This window comes from Bradyrhizobium cenepequi (assembly GCF_020329485.1).
Lineage (GTDB): Bacteria > Pseudomonadota > Alphaproteobacteria > Rhizobiales > Xanthobacteraceae > Bradyrhizobium > Bradyrhizobium cenepequi.
The window spans coordinates 1-19,998 of record NZ_JAGKJI010000046.1 but is presented as its reverse complement, the minus strand read 5'-3'; the positions used below and the strand labels follow the sequence as shown (position 1 = coordinate 19,998).

The 19,998-nt window shown below is 63.8% G+C and carries 20 protein-coding genes, 1 tRNA gene and 1 pseudogene; 9 read left to right on the top strand and 13 right to left on the bottom strand.

All coding sequences use genetic code 11. The annotated features are described in order from the left end of the window. Positions 1-189: 189 nt before the first annotated feature. On the bottom strand, positions 190-489 hold the full coding sequence (locus J6497_RS32290; RefSeq protein ID WP_225708264.1) for a 4a-hydroxytetrahydrobiopterin dehydratase: 300 nt from the start codon (positions 487-489) through the stop codon (positions 190-192). 208 nt (positions 490-697) lie between these two features. On the opposite strand from J6497_RS32290, the gene J6497_RS32285 reads away from it, so the two are divergent. Both J6497_RS32285 and J6497_RS32280 read left to right on the top strand, forming a co-directional pair. Continuing rightward, a complete protein-coding gene (locus J6497_RS32285) occupies positions 698-2,110 on the top strand; it encodes a TAXI family TRAP transporter solute-binding subunit (RefSeq protein ID WP_376708304.1) in 1,413 nt (470 codons plus the stop codon). Positions 2,111-2,405: 295 nt separating this feature from the next. Then, entirely contained in the window at positions 2,406-3,953 is a 1,548-nt protein-coding gene (locus J6497_RS32280) for an alkaline phosphatase D family protein (RefSeq protein WP_225708262.1), read from the top strand. Between the two features lie 101 nt (positions 3,954-4,054). Here the strand turns inward: J6497_RS32280 and J6497_RS32275 are convergent, their stop codons facing one another. Continuing rightward, positions 4,055-4,426, bottom strand: coding sequence for a response regulator (locus J6497_RS32275; RefSeq protein ID WP_225708261.1), 372 nt, complete (start codon positions 4,424-4,426; stop codon positions 4,055-4,057). A 202-nt stretch (positions 4,427-4,628) separates the two neighbouring features. On the opposite strand from J6497_RS32275, the gene J6497_RS32270 reads away from it, so the two are divergent. The 3 genes from J6497_RS32270 (at position 4,629) to J6497_RS32260 (ending at position 8,861) form a co-directional block, all read left to right on the top strand. Continuing rightward, complete coding sequence (locus J6497_RS32270; RefSeq protein ID WP_225708260.1) at positions 4,629-5,390, top strand: Crp/Fnr family transcriptional regulator; 762 nt, start codon at positions 4,629-4,631, stop codon at positions 5,388-5,390. A gap of 298 nt (positions 5,391-5,688) precedes the next feature. Next, complete coding sequence (gene typA, locus J6497_RS32265) at positions 5,689-7,515, top strand: translational GTPase TypA (protein WP_225708259.1); 1,827 nt, start codon at positions 5,689-5,691, stop codon at positions 7,513-7,515. A 101-nt stretch (positions 7,516-7,616) separates the two neighbouring features. Then, the gene (locus J6497_RS32260) at positions 7,617-8,861 is read left to right on the top strand and encodes a flavin monoamine oxidase family protein (protein WP_225708258.1); all 1,245 of its coding nucleotides are present in this window, start codon (positions 7,617-7,619) and stop codon (positions 8,859-8,861) included. 10 nt (positions 8,862-8,871) lie between these two features. Here the strand turns inward: J6497_RS32260 and J6497_RS32255 are convergent, their stop codons facing one another. The 4 genes from J6497_RS32255 to J6497_RS32240 are packed head-to-tail and all read right to left on the bottom strand — an operon-like array spanning position 8,872 to position 11,948. Then, positions 8,872-9,279 (bottom strand): thiol-disulfide oxidoreductase DCC family protein, encoded by a 408-nt coding sequence (locus J6497_RS32255; RefSeq protein ID WP_225708257.1) that lies wholly within the window; start codon positions 9,277-9,279, stop codon positions 8,872-8,874. Further along, positions 9,276-10,592 carry an SDR family oxidoreductase gene (locus J6497_RS32250; protein ID WP_225708256.1) on the bottom strand — a complete coding sequence of 439 codons (1,317 nt, stop codon included), beginning with the start codon at positions 10,590-10,592 and terminating at the stop codon, positions 9,276-9,278. The genes J6497_RS32255 and J6497_RS32250 overlap by 4 nt, the downstream gene beginning before the upstream one ends. Positions 10,593-10,599: 7 nt before the next feature. Then, on the bottom strand, positions 10,600-11,067 hold the full coding sequence (locus J6497_RS32245; protein ID WP_225708255.1) for a DUF2269 family protein: 468 nt from the start codon (positions 11,065-11,067) through the stop codon (positions 10,600-10,602). Beyond that, a complete protein-coding gene (locus J6497_RS32240) occupies positions 11,064-11,948 on the bottom strand; it encodes an alpha/beta hydrolase family protein (RefSeq protein WP_225708254.1) in 885 nt (294 codons plus the stop codon). The genes J6497_RS32245 and J6497_RS32240 overlap by 4 nt, the downstream gene beginning before the upstream one ends. Positions 11,949-12,221: 273 nt before the next feature. Here J6497_RS32240 and J6497_RS32235 point away from each other — a divergent pair, with 273 nt between their 5' ends. From J6497_RS32235 to J6497_RS32225, 3 genes are all read left to right on the top strand, one after another. Further along, a complete protein-coding gene (locus J6497_RS32235; RefSeq protein WP_225708253.1) occupies positions 12,222-12,731 on the top strand; it encodes a GNAT family N-acetyltransferase in 510 nt (169 codons plus the stop codon). Positions 12,732-12,900: 169 nt separating this feature from the next. After that, entirely contained in the window at positions 12,901-13,428 is a 528-nt protein-coding gene (ppa, locus tag J6497_RS32230; protein ID WP_225708252.1) for an inorganic diphosphatase, read from the top strand. A 63-nt stretch (positions 13,429-13,491) separates the two neighbouring features. Next, positions 13,492-14,973: a M20 family peptidase gene (locus tag J6497_RS32225; RefSeq protein WP_225708251.1), complete on the top strand. Its 1,482-nt coding sequence runs from the start codon at positions 13,492-13,494 to the stop codon at positions 14,971-14,973. A gap of 118 nt (positions 14,974-15,091) precedes the next feature. Here the strand turns inward: J6497_RS32225 and J6497_RS32220 are convergent, their stop codons facing one another. From J6497_RS32220 to J6497_RS32210, 3 genes are read right to left on the bottom strand one after another with little or no spacing between them, the layout of a single operon-like run. Next, positions 15,092-15,976 carry a bifunctional methylenetetrahydrofolate dehydrogenase/methenyltetrahydrofolate cyclohydrolase gene (locus J6497_RS32220; RefSeq protein WP_225708250.1) on the bottom strand — a complete coding sequence of 295 codons (885 nt, stop codon included), beginning with the start codon at positions 15,974-15,976 and terminating at the stop codon, positions 15,092-15,094. A gap of 1 nt (position 15,977) precedes the next feature. After that, complete coding sequence (locus tag J6497_RS32215) at positions 15,978-16,322, bottom strand: DUF167 domain-containing protein (protein WP_225708249.1); 345 nt, start codon at positions 16,320-16,322, stop codon at positions 15,978-15,980. Positions 16,323-16,344: 22 nt separating this feature from the next. Then, positions 16,345-16,635 (bottom strand): YggT family protein, encoded by a 291-nt coding sequence (locus J6497_RS32210; RefSeq protein ID WP_225708248.1) that lies wholly within the window; start codon positions 16,633-16,635, stop codon positions 16,345-16,347. 179 nt (positions 16,636-16,814) lie between these two features. Between J6497_RS32210 and J6497_RS32205 the strand changes: the two genes are divergently transcribed. Then, positions 16,815-16,890: transfer RNA gene (locus tag J6497_RS32205), tRNA-Ala, on the top strand. Between the two features lie 140 nt (positions 16,891-17,030). Here J6497_RS32205 and J6497_RS32200 read toward each other — a convergent pair. From J6497_RS32200 to J6497_RS32185, 4 genes and pseudogenes are all read right to left on the bottom strand, one after another. After that, positions 17,031-17,834, bottom strand: coding sequence for a glutamine amidotransferase (locus J6497_RS32200; RefSeq protein WP_225708247.1), 804 nt, complete (start codon positions 17,832-17,834; stop codon positions 17,031-17,033). Positions 17,835-18,064: 230 nt separating this feature from the next. Continuing rightward, positions 18,065-18,841: an SDR family NAD(P)-dependent oxidoreductase gene (locus J6497_RS32195; RefSeq protein ID WP_225708246.1), complete on the bottom strand. Its 777-nt coding sequence runs from the start codon at positions 18,839-18,841 to the stop codon at positions 18,065-18,067. Positions 18,842-19,067: 226 nt separating this feature from the next. After that, positions 19,068-19,571: a tellurite resistance TerB family protein gene (locus tag J6497_RS32190; protein ID WP_225708245.1), complete on the bottom strand. Its 504-nt coding sequence runs from the start codon at positions 19,569-19,571 to the stop codon at positions 19,068-19,070. A gap of 138 nt (positions 19,572-19,709) precedes the next feature. Then, positions 19,710-19,998: pseudogene (locus J6497_RS32185) on the bottom strand (IS4 family transposase); the annotation flags it as partial.

Here is a 19,998-nt window from a genome sequence, read left to right as displayed (position 1 = left end):
AGCTCCCTCAGATCGCCGTGGCCGAGCGGCCCCGCGATCCCTCGCACAAGAGTTGGGCACCCAAATCCCGGCCTGCAAGATCGTACAAGGCGCGCTCTAGATTCTTGTTTTGAGGCGTTTTCTTCACGCGAACCGGTGTCCACCCTCGGATCAAGTCCGAGGGCATGCTTCGCTCGAAAACGCTCCAGCTTAGCCAGCCTGCTTGGCGATCGCCTCCATCGCCTTGGCCAGTTCGATGTCGCGCGCCGTGACGCCTCCGGCGTCATGGGTTGCAAGCACCACCTCGACCGTCTTGTAGACGTTCTTCCATTCCGGGTGATGGTCGCGCTTCTCCGCGACCAGCGCGACGCGCGTCATAAAGCCGAAGGCCTGGTTGAAATCCCTGAACGCGAAGGTCTTGGCGATCGCCTCGCGTCCCGGCACCTCGGACCAGCCGGACAGTTCCTTCAGCGCCGATTTCCGTGCATCCGCCGACAACCGCTCCGCCATGATAGATCTCCATCTCACTCGCCCACACCCTAACACGGGCGGCCACCAGCGGGATCCAGGCTGGCAATGAGGCCGGCCCGCGCGTCCTATCGCCGCTGCTAACCATGACGGGATTGTAACCTCGCCGCTGCCGAAATTTTGTTACAATGGGAACTGTAAACGCGTCGGCAGGATGAACCAGAACTCCGAAAGGCTGTTTGCGCGATCGATGACCGAGCCCGACTTCGTCGCTGCTCCAACTTCGCCCGCGCCGCGTTCGGCGCGGCGACGGCTGAGTTTCGTGATGATTGCCGGCGTGCTCGCCATCGTTGGCACACTGGCTGCCGGCTACTATTTCGCCATGCGGCCGGTGAATCTCAGGATCGCAGTCGGCCCGGCCAACAGCGACGACCTCAAGGTCGTTCAGGCGCTGACCCAGGCCTTCAGCCAGGGCAACGGCCAAATCCGGCTGCGCCTGATGCAGACCGACGGCGCGGTCGCCAGCGCCGAGGCATTGGCCGATGGCAAGACCGACCTCGCCATCATCCGCGGCGATCTTGACGTGCCGAAGAATGCGCAGGCCGTGGCGACGCTGCGCAAGAATGTCGTGACGATCTGGGTGCCGCCGCAGGGCAAAGCCAGAGGCAAGAAGGCCGCGCCAAAGATCACGAAGATCGCGCAGCTCGCCGACCACCGCGTCGGCGTCGTCGGCCGCACGCCGGCCAACGTCAACCTCTTGAAGGTGATCCTGCAGCAATATGGCATCGACCCCGCCAAGGTGGAGATCATACAGTTTCCCGCCAATGAAGCGGTCGAGGCGATCAAGAACCAAAGGGCCGATGCCTATCTCGCCGCCGGTCCCGTCAACAGCAAGATCACCACCGAGGCGATTGCGGCCTCGAGCCGCGATGGCGGCACGCCGACTTTCCTCGCCATCGACGCTGCGGAAGCGATCGCGCAAAACCACCCCGCCTATGAGGCCGCAGAAATCCCTGCTGGCTCGCTCGGCGGCGCCGACCGCCCTGGGGAAGAGGTCAAGACCATCAGCTTCTCGCACCACATCGTGGCGCGCAGGGGCATTTCCGAATCCACTATCGCCATGTTCACCCGGCAGCTGTTCTCGGTCCGGCAGTCGCTGAAGAACGATTTCCCGCCGGCCGGCAGGATCGAGACTCCGGACACCGACAAGGACGCCACGATTCCCGTGCATCCGGGCGCCGCGGCGTTCGTCGATGGCGACGAGAAGACCTTCCTCGACCGCTACAGCGATTACATCTGGTGGGGGCTGATGCTGGCGTCGGCGATGGGTTCAGCCGGCGCCTGGTTTGCCGGTTACCTGAAAAAGGACGAACGCGGCATCAACACGTCGCAACGCGACCGGCTGCTCGACATGCTCGCCGCCGCGCGCCATAGCGATTCGATGGAAGAGCTCGACCAGATGCAGGCGGAAGCCGACAACATCCTGCGCGATGCGCTGACCTGTTTCGAGCACGGCACCATCGAGCAAGGCACGCTGACCGCCTTCAGCATCGCGCTCGAGCAATTCCACAATGCGGTCACCGACCGCAAGCTGCTGTTGATCAGCATGCCGCAAAACCTGCAGCGCGCGAGTGCGCAATTCCGCGCCGCCGGTACCGCGTAGCTGCGGCGCGGTGCGATCGGGTTCGCTTCACCTCCCCCGATTGCGGGGCACGCTGCATCTCTTCCGTCATTCCGGGATGCGCCGAAGGCGCAGGCCCGGAATCCATCGGGCCGCAAACGACGTGGATGAATGGATTCCGGGTTCACGCGGAGCCTGTCATCGGGCCGCGCCTTGCGCGGACCCGTTGGCGTGCCCCGGAATGACGGCTAAGGCCGTAATCGCTTCGTCATAGAATCCTTCTAGGTCTGTTGCGACATTTCGGCGCATCGCCGCGCCGGACCGACGGAGGCTCGCAATGACGTTCAGGATTTCCCGCCGAAAATTCCTCTCTTCAGCCGCAGCTGGCGCCGGCGTCATCGCGATGCCCCATCTTTCCCGCGCCGCCGACCGACCGGCGGTCAGCCATGGCGTGCAGTCCGGCGATGTCGGCCTTGACAGCGGCGTGGTCTGGGCGCGCGCCGACCGGCCGTCGCAGATGCTAGTCGAGGTCGCCACCACCGAATCCTTCAAGGACGCGCGCGCGCTGCCGCCAATCGCGGCCCTGCCCGAAAGCGATTTCACCGCCAAGATGCTGCTGGAAAACCTGCCCTCGGGCCAGGACATCTTCTACCGCGTCCGCTTCCGCGACCTCGCCCATGTCAACGTCATCGGCGAACCCGCGGTCGGCCGTTTCCGCACCGCGCCGGCCGACCGACGCGATATCAGCTTCGTCTGGGGTGGCGACGTCGCCGGCCAGGGCTGGGGCATCAATCCCGATGATGGCGGCATGTTCACCTTCGCCACCATGCGCAAGTACAAGCCGGATTTCTTCCTGCACTCAGGCGACACCATCTATGCCGACGGCGTCATTCCGTCCGAGGTGAAGCTCGCCGACGGCAAGCTCTGGAAGAACGTCACCATTCCCGAGAAGGCCAAGGTCGCGGAGACGCTCGACGAGTACCGCGCAGCGCACAAGTACAACCTGCTCGACGAGCACGTGCGCGCCTTCAATGCGGAGGTGCCGATCTTCGTGCAGTGGGACGACCATGAGGTCACCAACAACTGGTCGCTGTCGAAACAACTTCCTGCCGCCTACAAGGAGCGCGACGTCAACGTGCTGGCGGCGCGCGCGGCGCGCGCTTTCCACGAGATATATCCGATGCGGGAAAGCATCGTAGAGCCGGGCCGTGTCTATCGCACGCTCAGCTACGGACCGCATCTCGATGTGTTCATGCTGGATGAGCGCAGCTATCGCGGACCCAACGGAGCGAACCAGCAGACCAGCTACGGCCCCGATGCCTATTTCCTCGGCCCGGATCAGCTCGCCTGGCTGAAGCGCGCCCTGCTCAATTCGCGCGCCACCTGGAAGGTGATCGCCTCCGACATGCCGCTCAGCATCATCGTTTATGACGATGCGACCAACAAGAAGGGCTCCGAAGCGTTCGCGCAGGGTGACGGCTCGCCGCGCGGCCGCGAGCTCGAGATCGCCGAGATCCTGCGCTTCATCAAGACCGCCGGGATCGTCAACACCGTGTGGCTGACGGCGGACGTGCACTACGCCGCCGCGCACTACTACAATCCGAACAAGGCGCAGTTCCAGGACTTCGACCCGTTCTGGGAGTTCGTCTCCGGTCCGCTGCATGCCGGCACATTCGGCCCTAACGAACTCGACAACACGTTTGGCCCCGAGGTGAAGTTCATCAAGGCGCCTGGCGCCGACAAGCAGAACCTGCCGCCGTCGGCCGGCATGCAGTTCTTCGGCCACGTCAAGATCGATGGCGCGACCGGGCAGATGACGGTGACCTTGCGCGACCGCGCCGACACTGAGCTGTGGTCGACCACGCTCGACCCGAAGCCGGTGTAGGAAGATTGCCCGTAGCCCGGATGGAGCAAAAGCGGAATCCGGGACGGTCACTCCACGAATCCAGGGCCCGGATTGCGCTGCGTTCCACCCGGACTGCGGATCTAAACTCGCCTTCGCAGCGCCGCCTCCAGCTCCTCGCTCGAGCATGGCTTGACCAGGCGCGGCTTGTCGGCGAGCGTGGCGGGAAGCTGCACATCGGCGCCATAGCCGGTGACGAAAACGTAGGGGATTTGCAGCGCGTCGAGCTTTTCGGCCAACGCAAAGGTGTTCTCGCGCGCCAGCACCACATCCAACAGCGCGAAGTCGGGCCGGCGATGGGCGATGATCTGAAGTGCTCCCGCCACGCTGGTCGCTGTCCGCACCGTCTTCACCCCGAAGCCGAAGATCGTGTCCTCGAAGTCGATCGCGATGATCGGGTCATCCTCGACGATCAACACGTCGGAGGGCATGCCGTCGAAGAAGGCGGATTTCATGTGCGCGCCGCGTCCTGTCTTGGAGGATTTGATCTGGTCGCCGGCGACGAGCCGGCCATCGGCACGCTGCCGGCGCCTCGTCCGAGCACACCGGCGGTTCCTGCATCAAAACCACCACACCGCAGTTCGGGCGTCTGTTCACTTGTGGACATAAAGGCGGGAACAGGTCCACTATCGTCGCGGTTGGACAGGGGGAGGCCTGATGCTTCAACGACGCGGCCAGCCGGGCGGGATTGAGCGGCCTCTCAACAACCTGTTGCGCCGGCTGAGCGACGCCGACTATGTGTTGATCGCACCGCACCTGGCGCGCGCCGAAGCCAACGCCAATGATCTGCTTTACAGTCCGGGCGACAGTGTCGAGACCGTCTATTTTCCCTGTGGACCCAGCCTGGTCTCCTACCTCGTGACCAACGAGGACGGCCGCGATGTCGAGACCATCCTGGTCGGCCGCGAAGGCGCCGTCGGCGGCATCGTCAGCCAGGGATATCTTCCCGCCTACACCCGCATCGTCGTCAAGTTCGGCGGCCCATTCGTGCGGCTGCAGGTCGGCAGGCTGGAAGCGGCCAAGTTGAAGTCGCCCTCGATCCGCAACATCTTCGCGCGTTATGCCGACTGCATGCTGGCGCAGATCTTCCAGTCGACCGCCTGTAACGCGATCCACTCGATCGAGCAGCGCACCGCCAAATGGATCATCTCGGCCATGGAGCGCACCAATGGCGACGGCGCCGTGCCGCTCACGCATGAGCAGCTCGCCACCCTGCTTGGAGTCGGCCGCAGCTATGCCAGCCGCGTGATCCAATCCTTTAAGGCGGAGCACGTGCTGGAGACGCGCCGCGGCTCGATCCTGGTGCGCAACCTCGATGGGCTACGCCTGCGCTCTTGCCTGTGCAACGAGGCAGTCAAGGACCACTTTGAGGAGGTGCTGCGCGGGGTCTATCCGAGCGAGGAAAAGGAAGTCGGCTAAAGCCGTCATTTCCGGGTGGAATTAGCGGTCGCCAGAATGTCCCGCCGGGCCGAAAAACGGCCCGCACCCGGCAAACAACGCATTGTTTTTTGGCCATTTCTGACTATATTGCGGCGCAAACGCGTAAGCTTTGCCCGGTCCTCTTTGGCCGGGCTTGCTTTTTGAGGCGAACCGCGCCCCGCGAGATTTCAAAAGGCTTGAGTGTGATCCGGACCCGGAGGGGTCGCAGTTGCCAAAGATCGATCCCGGCTTTCCGGCGAGATCGCTCAAGACCCGTGCATGACCGAAAAGCAGAGCCATGAATCTTCGTAACGTCGCCATCATCGCCCACGTCGACCACGGCAAGACCACGCTGGTGGACCGCCTGCTGCAGCAATCCGGCACGTTCCGCGAGAACCAGAAGGTCGCCGAACGCGCCATGGACTCCAACGACCTCGAACGCGAGCGTGGGATCACCATCCTGGCCAAGGCCGCCTCGGTGCAGTGGAAGGATATCCGCATCAACATCGTCGATACACCCGGCCACGCCGATTTCGGCGGCGAGGTCGAGCGCATCCTCAACATGGTCGACGGTGCGCTGGTGCTGGTGGACGCCGCCGAAGGCCCGCTGCCGCAGACCAAGTTCGTGGTCTCCAAGGCGCTCAAGGTCGGCTTGAAGCCGATCGTCGTCATCAACAAGGTTGACCGTCCCGACGCACGGCCGACCGAAGTCATCAACGAGGTGTTCGACCTGTTCGCGGCGCTCGATGCCAGCGAGGAGCAGCTCGATTTCCCGATCCTGTACGGCTCGGCCAAGCAGGGGTGGATGGCGGAGAGCCCGGAAGGTCCGAAGGATCAGGGCATGCAGCCGCTGTTCGACCTGATCGTGCGCCATGTCGCTGCGCCCAAGGTCGAGGAAGGCCCGTTCCGGATGATCGGTACCATCCTCGAAGCCAACCCCTATCTCGGCCGCATCATCACCGGCCGCATCTCCTCCGGCATCCTCAAGCCGAACCAGGCCGTGAAGGTGCTGAATGCGGAAGGCAAGCTGGTCGAGCAGGGACGGGTGACCAAAATCCTGGCGTTCCGCGGGCTCGAGCGCACGCCGCTCGATGAGGCCGAAGCCGGCGACATCGTCGCCATTGCCGGCCTGACCAAGGGTACCGTCGCCGATACCTTCTGCGACCCAACGGTCGAGACGCCGCTGGCGGCTCAGCCGATCGATCCGCCAACGGTGTCGATGTCCTTCATCGTCAACAACTCGCCGCTCGCAGGCACCGAGGGCGACAAGGTGACGAGCCGCATGATCCGCGATCGCCTGATGCGCGAGGCCGAAGGCAATGTCGCGCTGCGCGTCACCGAAGCGGCTGACAAGGACTCGATGGAAGTCTCCGGCCGCGGCGAATTGCAGCTCGCGATCCTGATCGAGACCATGCGCCGCGAAGGCTTTGAGCTGTCGGTGTCGCGTCCGCGTGTCGTGTTCAAGAAGGACGAGGCCACGGGCCAGCCGCTGGAGCCGATCGAGGAAGTCGTGATCGACGTCGACGAGGAGCATTCCGGCGTCGTCGTGCAGAAGATGAGCGAGCGCAAGGCCGAGATGATCGAGATGCGCCCTTCCGGCGGCAACCGGTTGCGGCTCGTGTTCTACGCGCCGACCCGTGGCCTGATCGGCTATCAGGGCGAATTGCTGACCGACACCCGCGGCACCGCGATCATGAACCGTCTGTTCCACGGCTATGCGCCCTACAAGGGCGAGATCCAGGGCCGCCGCAACGGCGTCTTGATCTCCAACGACCAGGGCGAGGCCGTCGCCTATGCCATGTTCAAACTCGAAGACCGCGGCCCGATGATGATCGAGCCGGGCTGGAAGGTCTACAAGGGCATGATCGTCGGAGAGCACACCCGCGACAACGACCTCGAGATCAATGTGCTCAAGGGCAAGCAGCTCACCAACATCCGCACCACCTCGAAGGATGAAGCGGTACGCCTGACCCCGCCGATCCGGATGACCCTGGAAAAAGCGCTGGCCTATATCGAGGACGACGAACTGGTTGAAGTAACGCCGAAATCGATCCGGCTGCGCAAGAAGCACCTCGATCCAAACGACCGCAAGCGCGCCGAAAAGGCCAAGGAAGCGGTAGCGTAAACGTGCGAATAGCGAATGGGGAGTAGCGAATAGGGATGTTTGGCCTCCAGCTGTGTTTCCTATACGCTATTCGCCATTCACCACTCACTATTCGCTAGCTAATGTCCCTCCCCTCCTCAGTTGACGTCGCCATCATCGGCGCAGGTGCAGCCGGTCTTGGCGCGGCCAACGCGCTGAAAGATTCCGGCCTTTCCACGATCGTGCTGGAAGTGCGCGATCGCCTCGGCGGGAGGGCGCATACGGTGCAGGCGGCGCCCGATGTTCTGTTCGACGTCGGCTGCGGCTGGCTGCATTCGGCGGATGAGAACAGTTTCGTCGCCATCGCCGGACAACTGAATTTCGAGATCGACAAGACTTTGCCGCCCTGGCGCGAGCGCGCCTATGGCAAGGCATTCCCGCAAGCCGATCGCGACGACTTCATCCGTTCGCTCGATGAATTCTACGAGCGTACCTGGGAGGCCGCACAGAACGGCGAGGATGCGCCTGCCAACCGTTATCTCGAGCCGGGCAATCGCTGGAACCCGATGATCGATGCGATCTCGACCTACGTGAACGGCTGCGAGCTCGACCAGGTTTCGATCCTGGACATGGAGGCTTACGAGGACACCGACATCAATTGGCGTGTGCGGCGCGGCTATGGCGCGCTGATCGCCGCTTATGGCGCCTCATGTCCCGTCGTTCTCAATTGCAATGTCACGCTGATCGACCATTCCGGCAAGCGCCTGCGTCTTGAAACGTCGCTGGGCACGCTTGCGGCCGACCGCGTGATCGTGACCGTGCCGACCAATTTGATCGCGGACGAAGCGATCCGCTTTTCGCCGGCCTTGCCGGCAAAGATCGACGCCGCGCGGGGACTGCCGCTTGGCGTCGACGACAAGGTGACGCTCGCGCTTGCAGATGCGGAAGCTTTTCCGAAGGAAGGCAACCTGCGCGGCGCCACCATGCGCACCGAGATGGGCACCTATCACATCCGCCCGTTCGGCCAGCCCTGCATCGAAGGGTTTTTCGGCGGCCGGTTTGCAAAAGAGCTGGAAGATGCCGGCGACGGCGCCTTTGCCGCGCATAGCATCGACGAGATCGCAGGCTTCCTCGGCAACGACATCCGCCGCAAACTGAAGCCGCTCAGGGAATCCCGCTGGGCGCACGATCCGTTCGCCCGCGGCGCCTATTCGCACGCACTCCCCGGCCATGCCGGGAAACGCGCCGCGCTGGCCGCGCCCGTCGATGGACGGCTGTTCTTCGCCGGTGAAGCGACCTCGCCGAACTTCTTCTCCACCGCGCATGGGGCGCGGGACTCAGGCGAGCGCGCGGCGAAGGAAGTGCTGGCGTCGCTGGCGACGCGGTAGTCGCTCCCCGTCACTCCAACACCCGCGCTCGCGTCGCCGCATCCGGCACAAAGCAGGTCTCGTATTTGCCGAAGATGCGGTAGCGGTTGCGGGCGACGAGATTGTAGACGGCATCGCGCAGCGGCTTTGGCACCGCGAACAGCGCTCGCGTCCAGCGCCAGCCCGGCAGGTGGCTCAGCACCGTCAGCGCGGCATCGGATTTGAAATACGCGACGTCGCCGTGCACGACGGCGTTGGTGTCGGGGTCGGCGGGATCGATGCCGAATGCCTGGGCCAGCCGTGTGCCGTAGTCCGATTGGACCGGGGTGAAGCGGAAGCGGTGATCCGTGTCGCGTGCGACGACGAAGCGGACCCAGCGCGAGCAAAAGACGCAGACGCCGTCATAGAGGATCACGTCATCGTCGGGCCAGTGGGTCATCGGTTATCCAGGGTCAACAGGGCGACCAGCATCAGCACGATCGCAGGCCCCGTCTTCACCAGCGCACCGAGCGGCTCGATCCAGAGATCGGGCATCAGGATCGCAGTACCGATCATATAGCCGAGCGAGGCCAGGATGCCTGCAATCAGACCGAAGGCGGCAGTGCGGCGGAAAGCAATCAGCACGCCGATGCTCATATCCATCAGGCTGGTCAGCACCGTAAATGGCCCGACCAGCGCCGGCGGAAAATTGCGAGCGCTCAGGATGCCGGCCGCGGCATCGTAGGACACGAACAGCGCAATGAAGCCCGACGCGACCCAGAACAACGCCAGGCTTGCGATTACCAGCGCTTTGATCAGGAACAGCCGCGCGAACCATTTGTCCTGGATGGTGGAGGAGCGTCCGCCGACTGCTTCCGCCAGCATCTTCGGCACGATACCCGTTGCCGCCATCCAACCTCTGGGATCACCGGTGACGCCGCGACGCAATTCGGCGATGGCCGTGGAGCGCAAGGGTGGCACCCAGCCGAGCTGGCTCACGAGATCGCCGAGCTTCGCACCGAGATCGATCATGAATGCGGGCGGCCTCAGGCGCAGCGTATCGGCGGTGCCGAAGGAGAAGCGGAATTGCTTGATCACGCCGCCGAGTGTGATCGGCTGCGGCTGCATCAGGTCCCAGCTGACGGCGTTCGCCGCGGGATCGGCGATAGCGCGCTCGGCGAGCCAGGCGATGGTCGTGGCGATATCCTCCACCGCTATCGGCTGAAACAGTGTCGCAGCCTCCTCCGGCACATCGACCGGCAGCGCCGCCAGCGCGCGCAGCATCGCGCTGCCGCCATAGGCCGCCGGCGCCACCACGAAGCCCGGCCGTAGGATCGCATGGGGAATGCCGGAGGCTGCGATCAACCGCTCGGCCTCGCGCTTCGTCACGCTGAACGACGTGTGGTCATCTTCGGCAACGCCGGGAATCGAGATATGGACCAGCCGCATCGCGCGGCCGCTGTCGCGGATCCCGGCCAATAGCCGTGCGACGAAATCACGGTGCACCGCGCCGGTATCGCTGCCCGGGCCGTCCTGCAGCACGCCGAGGCAATTGACGACAATGTCGACCTCGCGATCCCGCAGCAGTCGCGCCAGCGCCGCCACATCCAGCGCCATGATCGGTAATTCCAGGTCGAGCGCGTTGGCCTTCTGCGAGTGTGTGAAACGACGGGCGATCCCGATCGTCGGAAAACCTCGTGCGCGCAAATCATCGGTGACGACGCGTCCGATCAGTCCGGACGCGCCGAGCACGAGAATCTTGCAGTCACTCATCCTGACCCTAAAACGGTTTTGCGATCATCAGCCAGAGGATCGATATCACTAAGCCGAAGCCAGGAATACCGAACAGAAACCAGCGGCGGAACAGCGCGAAATAGCGCGGCGGCAGGCTTTCGCCTTTCTCGGCCGCAACGTTCGCAAGGTCGCGCATTTCGATCTGCATGAAGACCACGGGCACCCAGAATGCTCCAGCGATTGCATAGAGCGCGAGCGAGGCGAGCAGCCAGCCCTCGGTAGGCGAGGTCGACGACATCTGCATCAACAGCCCGCCGGTCACCGGCTGCAACAGCACCGCCGTCAGCGTGAATGCCGCATCGGCGATCACCACGGTTGACCCCGTGCGCGCGATGAAATCGGGATGACCGCTGCGATGAGCCATCAGCATGAAGAAGGCGATGCCCGTGCCGGTGCCGAGGATGACGATGGCGCCAAGCACATGTAGATATTTGACGAGGAAATAGAGCGTCATGGCTTTTTGGCCGCAGCGGCACGCGGGGCTCTCAGCGCGCGATCGATTTCTGCCGTGGCGAGCTTAACGCCATTCGCGCTTTCGGGCAGCCAGTGGCCCTCGCCGCCATAGGCCAGCAGGACATGAAAATCCACCCGCCCACCGGGCTGGCGAAAGGCATCGGCAAGCTGCCGCGACAGCGCGGGCGGAAAATAACTGTCATTGGCGGCAACGAGCCATGTCGCCGCCACCTTCGCGCTTCGGCCGAACTCGGCCGCCATCAAGGTATGCGGCGCGCAGACCTGGTTCGGAAAATCATTGGCGCGGCCGCCGCGCCCCGGCGCAAAGGCGATGATCGCCAGAACGCCGTTGGGCTTCTCGGCAGCGAGCGCCAGCGCACCCCAGCCGCCAGCGGAATGGCCGATGACGACGGCGTGATCCCTGAGGATGAAGGGCTGGTCGCGAAGATAATCGAGCGCGAGCCTGATCTGCCCGGCAGTGGCACGCGCCGAGCGTGAATAATCCGCCTCGTCGCAGCCGCCCTGATGCTCCAGGTATGTTCCGCCTGTCGCGCCGTGGCCCAGCCGTTCCGGCACCACGGCAAAGCCGCGTGCAACCATAAATCCGGCCAGCGCGCGGTATTCGGGCTGCGGTATCTGCGCCCGACGCAGCACATTCTGAGTCGTGGCGTGCGCGATCAAGGCTAGCGGAAAGGGCCCCGCGCCCGGGCGAAACAGCAAAGCGTGCGCAGGTCGCGTGGGATCGGGCGACGGCACCAACCACTGCTGCCGCCGGTTCGGCTCGCCCTCGTCGCCCCGCGCCCCCAAGACGGGTTGCGCCAGAGCTGCCTCGGAGCCGAGCGCGGCAACCAGCAGTGCGAAAATCACTTTAGGTGAATGCATCCTTAGCCTGACGCGACCATGCTGGGCAAACAGGAGTCGCCGAAAGACTATCTCGCGAATCAACGCTCGGCGCAGTTTTTCACGGCACGCCTACTGACCATATGTCAGCAGCGTGACGCCAGCCGCCTCCAGCATCACGAACCGGCCGATTGAAGCATCGCGCTGTCCTCTTTCGGTACAGGTCGTTCGAAAACTGATGCAAAAAATCCACAGGTTAACCGATAATTAACGATAGAGCTTGAAGGCGGCGCGCCGACTTGCTTTGATTGGATCATGAGCACAACCCTGATAGAGGTCCGGCCGGCCAAAGTTGCTGATGCAGCCGCGGTGGCGGCTACGCATGACGAAGCCTGGCGTTCAGCCTATCAGGGCATCATCCCCGGCGCCGAATTGGAAAAGCTGATCAACCGGCGGGGTCCGTACTGGTGGGACAGTGCGATCCGCAAGGGCAGCCGCGTCAGCGTGCTGGTGTTCGGCGACAGGATCGCAGGCTACGCCAATTACGGCCGCAACCGCGCCCGCAGCCTGCACTTCGAAGGCGAGATCTACGAGCTCTATCTCCGGCCGGAATTCCAGGGCCTCGGCTTCGGCCGCCGCCTGTTCAACGCCGCCCGCCGCGACCTCGCGCAGAGCGGGCTGAAGAGCATGGTGGTCTGGGCGCTGTCCGATAACGATCCGGCCACGGAGTTTTATCGCGCGCTTGGCGGCCGCATGGTGGCGCGCTCGTCGGAGAGGTTCGGGCCGAAATCGCTCGACAAGGTCGCTTTTGCCTGGACCAACTGAGGCCGGGAGCGTCCTCGGGACGGCGCTACGGGCGCGCGTCAACCAATAGCCCAAAAATCCATCATTTCTCTCCGAAAGTTAGATGGATGGGCGGGCCCAGCCCGCGTATGACAGTAGCAATCACTGTTCCTGCCCCGGCGCGCCTGCCCTGGCAACAACGGAGTTCTCTATGCGTATTGATGCGGTATCGATCGGAGTGAATCCGCCGCATGACGTCAACGTCATCATCGAAGTGCCGGTCGGCGGCGAGCCGATCAAATACGAAATGGACAAGGAAGCCGGCACGCTGGTGGTCGACCGCTTCCTCTATACGCCGATGCGCTATCCTGGCAATTACGGCTTCATCCCGCATACGCTTTCGGACGACGGCGACCCCTGCGACGTCCTGATCGTCAACACCCGCGCCATCGTGCCAGGTGCGGTGATGAGCGTGCGCCCCGTTGGTGTGCTGCTGATGGAGGACGAAGCGGGCGGCGACGAGAAGATTCTCGCGGTGCCCTCGTCCAAGCTCACCCAGCGCTACGACAAGGTGAAGAACTTTAGCGACCTTCCCCAGATCACGCTGGACCAGATCCAGCACTTCTTCGAGCACTACAAGGATCTCGAGAAAGGCAAATGGGTGAAGGTGCTGCACTGGGGCGATGCCGACGAAGCGCGCAGGCTGATCACCGAATCGATCGCACGCGCGAAGAAATAGATATTCGCGTCCCAAGCGCGCAGCACGGCGCTTCCGGGGCGCGGGCGTGTCGAGGGGGAACGATTGCGCCGGCTCATCAAGATCATCGGCAAGGTCCTGCTGCTCCTGCTCGCAGCGGCTCTCGTCCTTGCCGGCGCGGTCGCCTTCAATGTCTTCAGCCGCGGCTCGCGGCAGCTCCAGGTTACGGCGATCCCGCGCGCAGCCGTTGATGCGGAAGCCGCCGTCAGGCGGCTTGCCGAGGCGATCCGCTTCAAGACGATCTCGAGCTTCGAAAAGCCCGAGCAGCATGCCCAGGCGCTGCGCGGCATGCAGGCGCATATCGAGAAAAGCTTCCCGGCATTTCATGCCGCGGCCAAGCGCGAGATCATCGGCGGCTTCAGCCTGCTCTACACCTGGGAAGGCAGCGATCCGAGGGCACAGTCGATCGCCCTGCTCGCGCATCAGGACGTGGTGCCGGTCGCGCCCGGTACCGACAAGGACTGGCAGCAGCCGCCCTATGACGGCGTGATCGCCGACGGATTCGTCTGGGGCCGCGGCTCCTGGGACGACAAGGGCAACCTCTATTCGATGCTGGAGGCCGCGGAGGCGCTGGCGAACGCGGGTTTTCACCCGAAGCGGACGATCTATTTCGCCTTCGGCCATGACGAGGAGGTTGCGGGCACGCGCGGCGCCAAGGCGATCGCCGCAACACTCACCTCACGCGGGATCAAGCTCGACTTCGTGCTCGACGAAGGCCTCTTGATCACCGACGGCATCATGAAAGGGCTTGCCAAGCCGACTGCGCTGATCGGCGTCGCCGAAAAAGGCTATGCCACGCTCGTGCTCTCGGCGCAGGCAACGCCCGGCCACTCCTCGATGCCGCCGCGCGAAACCGCGATCGGCATGATGAGCGCGGCGCTCGCAAGGCTCGAGGATCACCGCGTGCCGATGCAGATCCGCCGCACGGTGTCAGAAATGTTCGACACGCTGGCGCCCGAGATGAACGGCTTCAACCGCGTGGTGCTGTCGAACCTCTGGCTGTTCAAGCCGCTGCTCTTGCGCGAGTTCGAGAAGAGCGGGCCAACGGAAGCGATGGTCCGCACCACCACCGCGCTCACCATCTTCAATGCCGGCGACAAGGACAATGTGCTGCCCGGCCATGCCGAGGCGATCGTCAATTTCCGCCTGCTTCCCGGTGACACCCAGGCCAGCGTGACCGATCATGTCCGCTCGACCGTCGGCGACGATCGCATCGCGATCAGGCCGTTTCCAGGCAATACCGATCCACCACCGGTGACCGGCACAGCCAGCGCGTCCTACCAAACGCTCAACCGCACCATCCGCGAGATCTATCCCGACGTCATCGTCGCGCCCGGCCTGATGATCGCCGCCACCGATTCGCGGCATTATGCCGATATCACCGACAACATCTTCCGCTTCTCCCCGGTGCGGGCCAACAGCGACGACCTGAAGCGCTTCCACGGCACCAACGAGCGCCTCAGCATCGAGGGCTATGCCGACATGATCCGGTTCTATCAGCGATTCATCGAGAACAGCGCGGGGTGATGCCCAGTCGTCATTCCGGGGCGCGCGCAGCGCGAGCCCGGAATCCATCGAGCCGCATCGGCGGAGAAATGGATTCCGGGCTCGATGCTTCGCATCGCCCCGGAATGACAAGGTTCCCCTAAACCCCCGGCGCCGGCAGGCCCGCGATGGCGCAGGCGGCGCGGAGCGTATTCACCAGGAGGCACGCCACCGTCATCTGCCCGACGCCGCCAGGCACCGGCGTGATCGCGCCGGCGACGTTGAGCGCCTCCTGATAGGCGACGTCGCCGACCAGGCGCGGCTTGCCGCCAGGCACCGGAATGCGGTTGATGCCGACATCGATCACAGTCGCACCCGGCTTGATCCAGTCGCCGCGCACCATCTCGGGCCTGCCGACCGCGGCATAGAGCAGGTCGGCGCCGGCGGCGAGCTTCGGCAGGTCGCGCGAGCGCGAATGCGCGATCGTCACCGTTGCGTTCTCGTTCAGGAGCAATTGCACCAGCGGACGGCCGACCAGGTTGGAGCGGCCGATCACAAGCGCATTCATGCCTTCGAGCGAGGCATGCACGCTCTTGGTCAGGATGATGCAGCCGAGCGGCGTGCAGGGCGACAGCGCGGCGAAGCCGCCAGCGAGCCGCCCGGCATTGTTCGGATGCAGGCCATCGACATCCTTGGCCGGATCAATGGCATTGATAACGGTCTCGGTGTGAATGGATTTCGGCAGCGGCAATTGCACCAGGATGCCGTGCACCGCCGGGTCGCGGTTGAGCTTGCCGATCAGCGCCAGCAGATCGGCCTGCGCGACGTCGGCCGGCAGCTTGTGCTCGAACGAAGCCATGCCGGCGGCCTGCGTCTGCGTGTGCTTGCTGCGGACATAGACTTCGCTCGCGGGATCATTACCGACCAGGACCACCGCAAGCCCCGGCACGAGTCCGTGCTCGCGCTTGACGCGGGCAACCTCCGCCGCAACGCGGGCGCGGAGGTCGGCTGCAATGGCTTTTCCGTCGATGATGTGAGCCGTCATCTCAATCCTTCGCTTCAGATCGGTTGGCTTTGCTCGCGGTCAACTGGCGCAAGGTCTCGCCGAGCCGCTGTGGATCGCCATCGATCGCCACCTGCTTGAGCCGCGATGTGGCGCCCGAGAGGATCTTCACCCGTCCCTTGGGCACGCCAAGCGCCTTGGCAAGCAGGCCCATTACCGCCCGATTGGCCTCGCCGCCATCGGCGATGGCCCGGACCCGGACCTTCACCACGCTACGGCCGTCGGACAGCGTCTCCATGCCGTCGATATCGTCGCGGCCGCCGCGGGGCGTCACGCGCAATGCGACGCTGACGCCATCGGTGGAATAGCGCCAAGGTTCGGTCACCATTCGGTCACCGGCTGAACGGCGCTCAGATCACGTTGGGGTAGACGTAGTACATGATCACCCGCTCGATGAACATGATGAGCAGGATCACGATGATCGGCGAAATATCGAGCCCGCCCAGGTTCGGCATGATGTTCCGGATGGGCGCCAGCACCGGTTCTGTGATCCGGTAGAGGAACTCGGCCACCGCGGAAACGAACTGATTGCGCGTGTTCACGACGTTGAACGCGACCAGCCACGACAGGATCGCGGCGGCGATCAGGAGCCAGACATAGAGGTCAAGGATAATGATGAGGATGTCGAGGACGGCGCGCATGTGGAGGGAGCTCGCGGGTGGGACAATGAGCTAGATATCGGTTCGCCCCTGCACAAACAAGGGAACTTGCGCCCGGACGCGCCAAAAACCGGGCGTTTACTGTTCTTGACTTGACCTCAGGCCGGACGGTAAATGGCGCCGATTGCCGGCCGAACTGCTCAGCACGGACCGGTCTGGACGGGGCCATAGCTCAGCTGGGAGAGCGCATCGTTCGCAATGATGAGGTCGGCGGTTCGATCCCGCCTGGCTCCACCAGCCTTCGCTGGCTTCGCCAGCTTCGGCTAGGCAAGCCCTGTCGTGGCGAAGGCTGCCTCGTCGAAGCCCAACGGGCGAAGACGGGCTCTAGTGCCACAAACTCCCACTTCTGACAGTCACGCCATCACCCGCGTGTCCCTCTACTCCGCCGCCTCCGTCATCGTCGCCATCGGCGTCCGCGCAAGCCAATCGTCGATGAAATGCTTCAACCACGCCCGCTCGATCGCATCGTAAACGGCGCGGTCGGTAAAATGCTGGTGGCGCGGGCGCGCGCCGGGCGAATCCAGCCGGTCGCAGCCGCGCGTGGTCCAGCAATGCATCATCGCGTAGGTGACGTCGGGGTGGAACTGCAGGCCGAAGGCGTGTCCATACTGGAACGCCTGCACCGGAAAATCGGCGCCCTCGGCGAGCAGCTCGGCGCCATCTGGCAGTTCGAATCCCTCGCGATGCCAGTGGTAGACCTGATCCGGCCAGAAGGGGCAGAGCGCGAAACCTGCTTCGGTTGGGCGGATCGGATAATAGCCGATCTCGGCGCGGCCCTGCGGATGCGGCGCAACGGTCGCGCCGAGCTGCTTGGCGAGCATCTGGGCCCCTAGGCAGATTCCGAGGAACGGACGCTGCTCGCGCAGGGGAATCTCGATCCAGTCGATCTCCCGCCGCACAAAATCATCGCTGTCATTGGCACTCATCGGGCCGCCGAAGATGATGGCGCCGGCATGTTCGTCCAGTGTTTCGGGAAGCGCATCGCCAAACCGCAGGCGGCGGATATCCAGGAGATGGCCGAGCGCACGCAAGGCGTTGCCGACGCGGCCGGGCTTGGAGGTCTCCTGGTGCAGGACGATCAGGACCGGCAGCAGCGAGGCAGGTTCGGCCGGGGTGACGACAGCGCGCCTTCCACTGGAGAAGGGCAGCACGACATTGGCTTGTTCAGACCGTGACGACATCGACCTCAAGCGGCACGCAGCGGGCTGCAGCATGCCTAAGTGATTCTTAATTTCGGGTGAGTTCACGCCAACTCATCGAGAATTTCGAAAGCAAATCGCGGGCCAGATTGGAGCGTTTTCGAGCGAAGTGGATACCGGTTCGCGTGAAGAAAACGCGTCAAAACAAGAATCCAGAGCTTCTGGTTCTGATTCAATCAGAACCGAAAATGCTCTAGCGGCCTTGATCGGCGTCAGCGCCGGCGCAGCTGGAAACCGCCGGACGCCGCCAGGATGAATGAGCGTGGGAAGAATCGGAGCAGGAGCGGCACCACCTTGATCAAGCCGGGCAGCACCGCGCGCTTGTTCGCCATGAAACCACGATAGGCCTGCCGCGCGACCTCCGCCGCCGAGACGTTGAGGATCGCCGAATCAAATCCCGGCGCGAAGCCGGCGCGGGCCTGGAATTCCGTCGGCACCGGTCCCGGACAGACCAGGGTGACGCGGACGCCATGCGGCTCAAGCTCCTTGCGCAGCGCCTCCGTGAACGACAGCACATAGGCCTTGGACGCGTAATAGACCGCCATGCCCGGCCCCGGCAGGAAGCCGGCGATCGAGCCGACATTGAGGATGCCGCCACGATGGCGGATCAGCGAATCGGTAAATCGCAGCGACAGATCGGTCAGCGCCCGGATGTTGACGTTGATGATGTTGAGCTGGTCGACCCGGTCGCGCTTGTTCGCATAGCCGAACACGCCGAAGCCGGCATTGTTGACGACATATTTGACCTCGACGCCGGCCTCGGCCAGCGCGCCGGCGATCTTGTCGCCGGCATCGGATTGCTCGAGGTCGCAGGGAATCACGATCGGCGCCGCGCCGCCCTTGGCGGCGATTTCATTGGCCAGCGCCGTGAGGCGATCGGCGCGGCGCGCCACCAACGCCACACGATGACCGTTGGATGCGAAAACACGCGCCAGCTCGGTGCCTATACCCGCGGATGCACCGGTAATCAGCGTCACACACTCGGTCACGATCGAATGCTCTTAATAAATCACAGGGCCTGTTACGAACGGCCGGACGAGAGCATAGGCTTGTGGTCCCGCGCAAGCCATCCGCGGGAATATCCGCATGCGCTTCGGCTGCGTTCGCGATCGGAATGCCCTATTTTGGGACCTCTCGCGCAAACCGGCCGGTTGCGCGATGTACATTAAAGTTTCGTCATCTACACGGCGGAGCGAACAGCCCGCGAACGCCGTGTCAGATTGCCGCGTCTGCAACGCCCCAAGGACCTCTAGGCAGGCTCGCCTGCTTATCAGCCACGCGGCGCTTGAGATCGATGCGGTCGCGCGAGGAAACACCCAGGAGATCCGCCGCGCGCCACACCACGTTGTCCTCGAACTCACTGACCTGGCCGTCGGCATAGACCAGCTCCCACATCATCTCGACGATGCGCAGGCGCCCATCCTCATTGACCTGCCGCATGATGACGCTGGTGAAATGATAGAGATCGACCGCCTCGCCTTCGATCCGTGTCGCAGAAGCGATCAATTGGTCCGCGGTGCCGCGATCGAGCCCAAAGCGAGTTTCGATCAGGCTGTGCAGTTTGCGCCTCTGGTTCGCGCTCGGCTCGCCGTCGATCGAGACGACGTGGACGAGCAGCGCAGTGGCGGCAAGACGATAATCATTGTCATCGAACGCACGACCCGCTTGCGCGTCGGGCGACACAATATCGGCAATGAACTGGCGAAGTCCGTCGAGCATCAACGCCTCTATAGGTTGAACCACGTGCAATCCTATATGGCGTGGAAACGCAGCCCACGCAATCGCGCCAGTCCGGCAGCCTGCATTACGATTAGGCAATCTGGCGTCGCTGTCGTCCCCGCGAACGCGCTAGGGCATCTACACGTTTGCCGGGCCGTATACGAGGATTTGGAAGCGAGCCATTCCCATGTGGAAGGTGATTGGTCCAGGTGGGCGATGCGAGGCGTAGCCGGTCCATCCGCCGAGCTTTGCGATGATCCAAGCCGCCCAGGCGACAGTGTTGGGGCGATGGTGGTTCTTCTGGAGCTCGGTCCGGCCTTTCAGGGTTTTGTTGATGGCCTTGAGGGCTTCGATCTCGTCCGGCGTGAACACAAATTCGGCCGGCAATTCTTCGCCGCCATTGCGGGCTTGAACGAGTTGGATGACG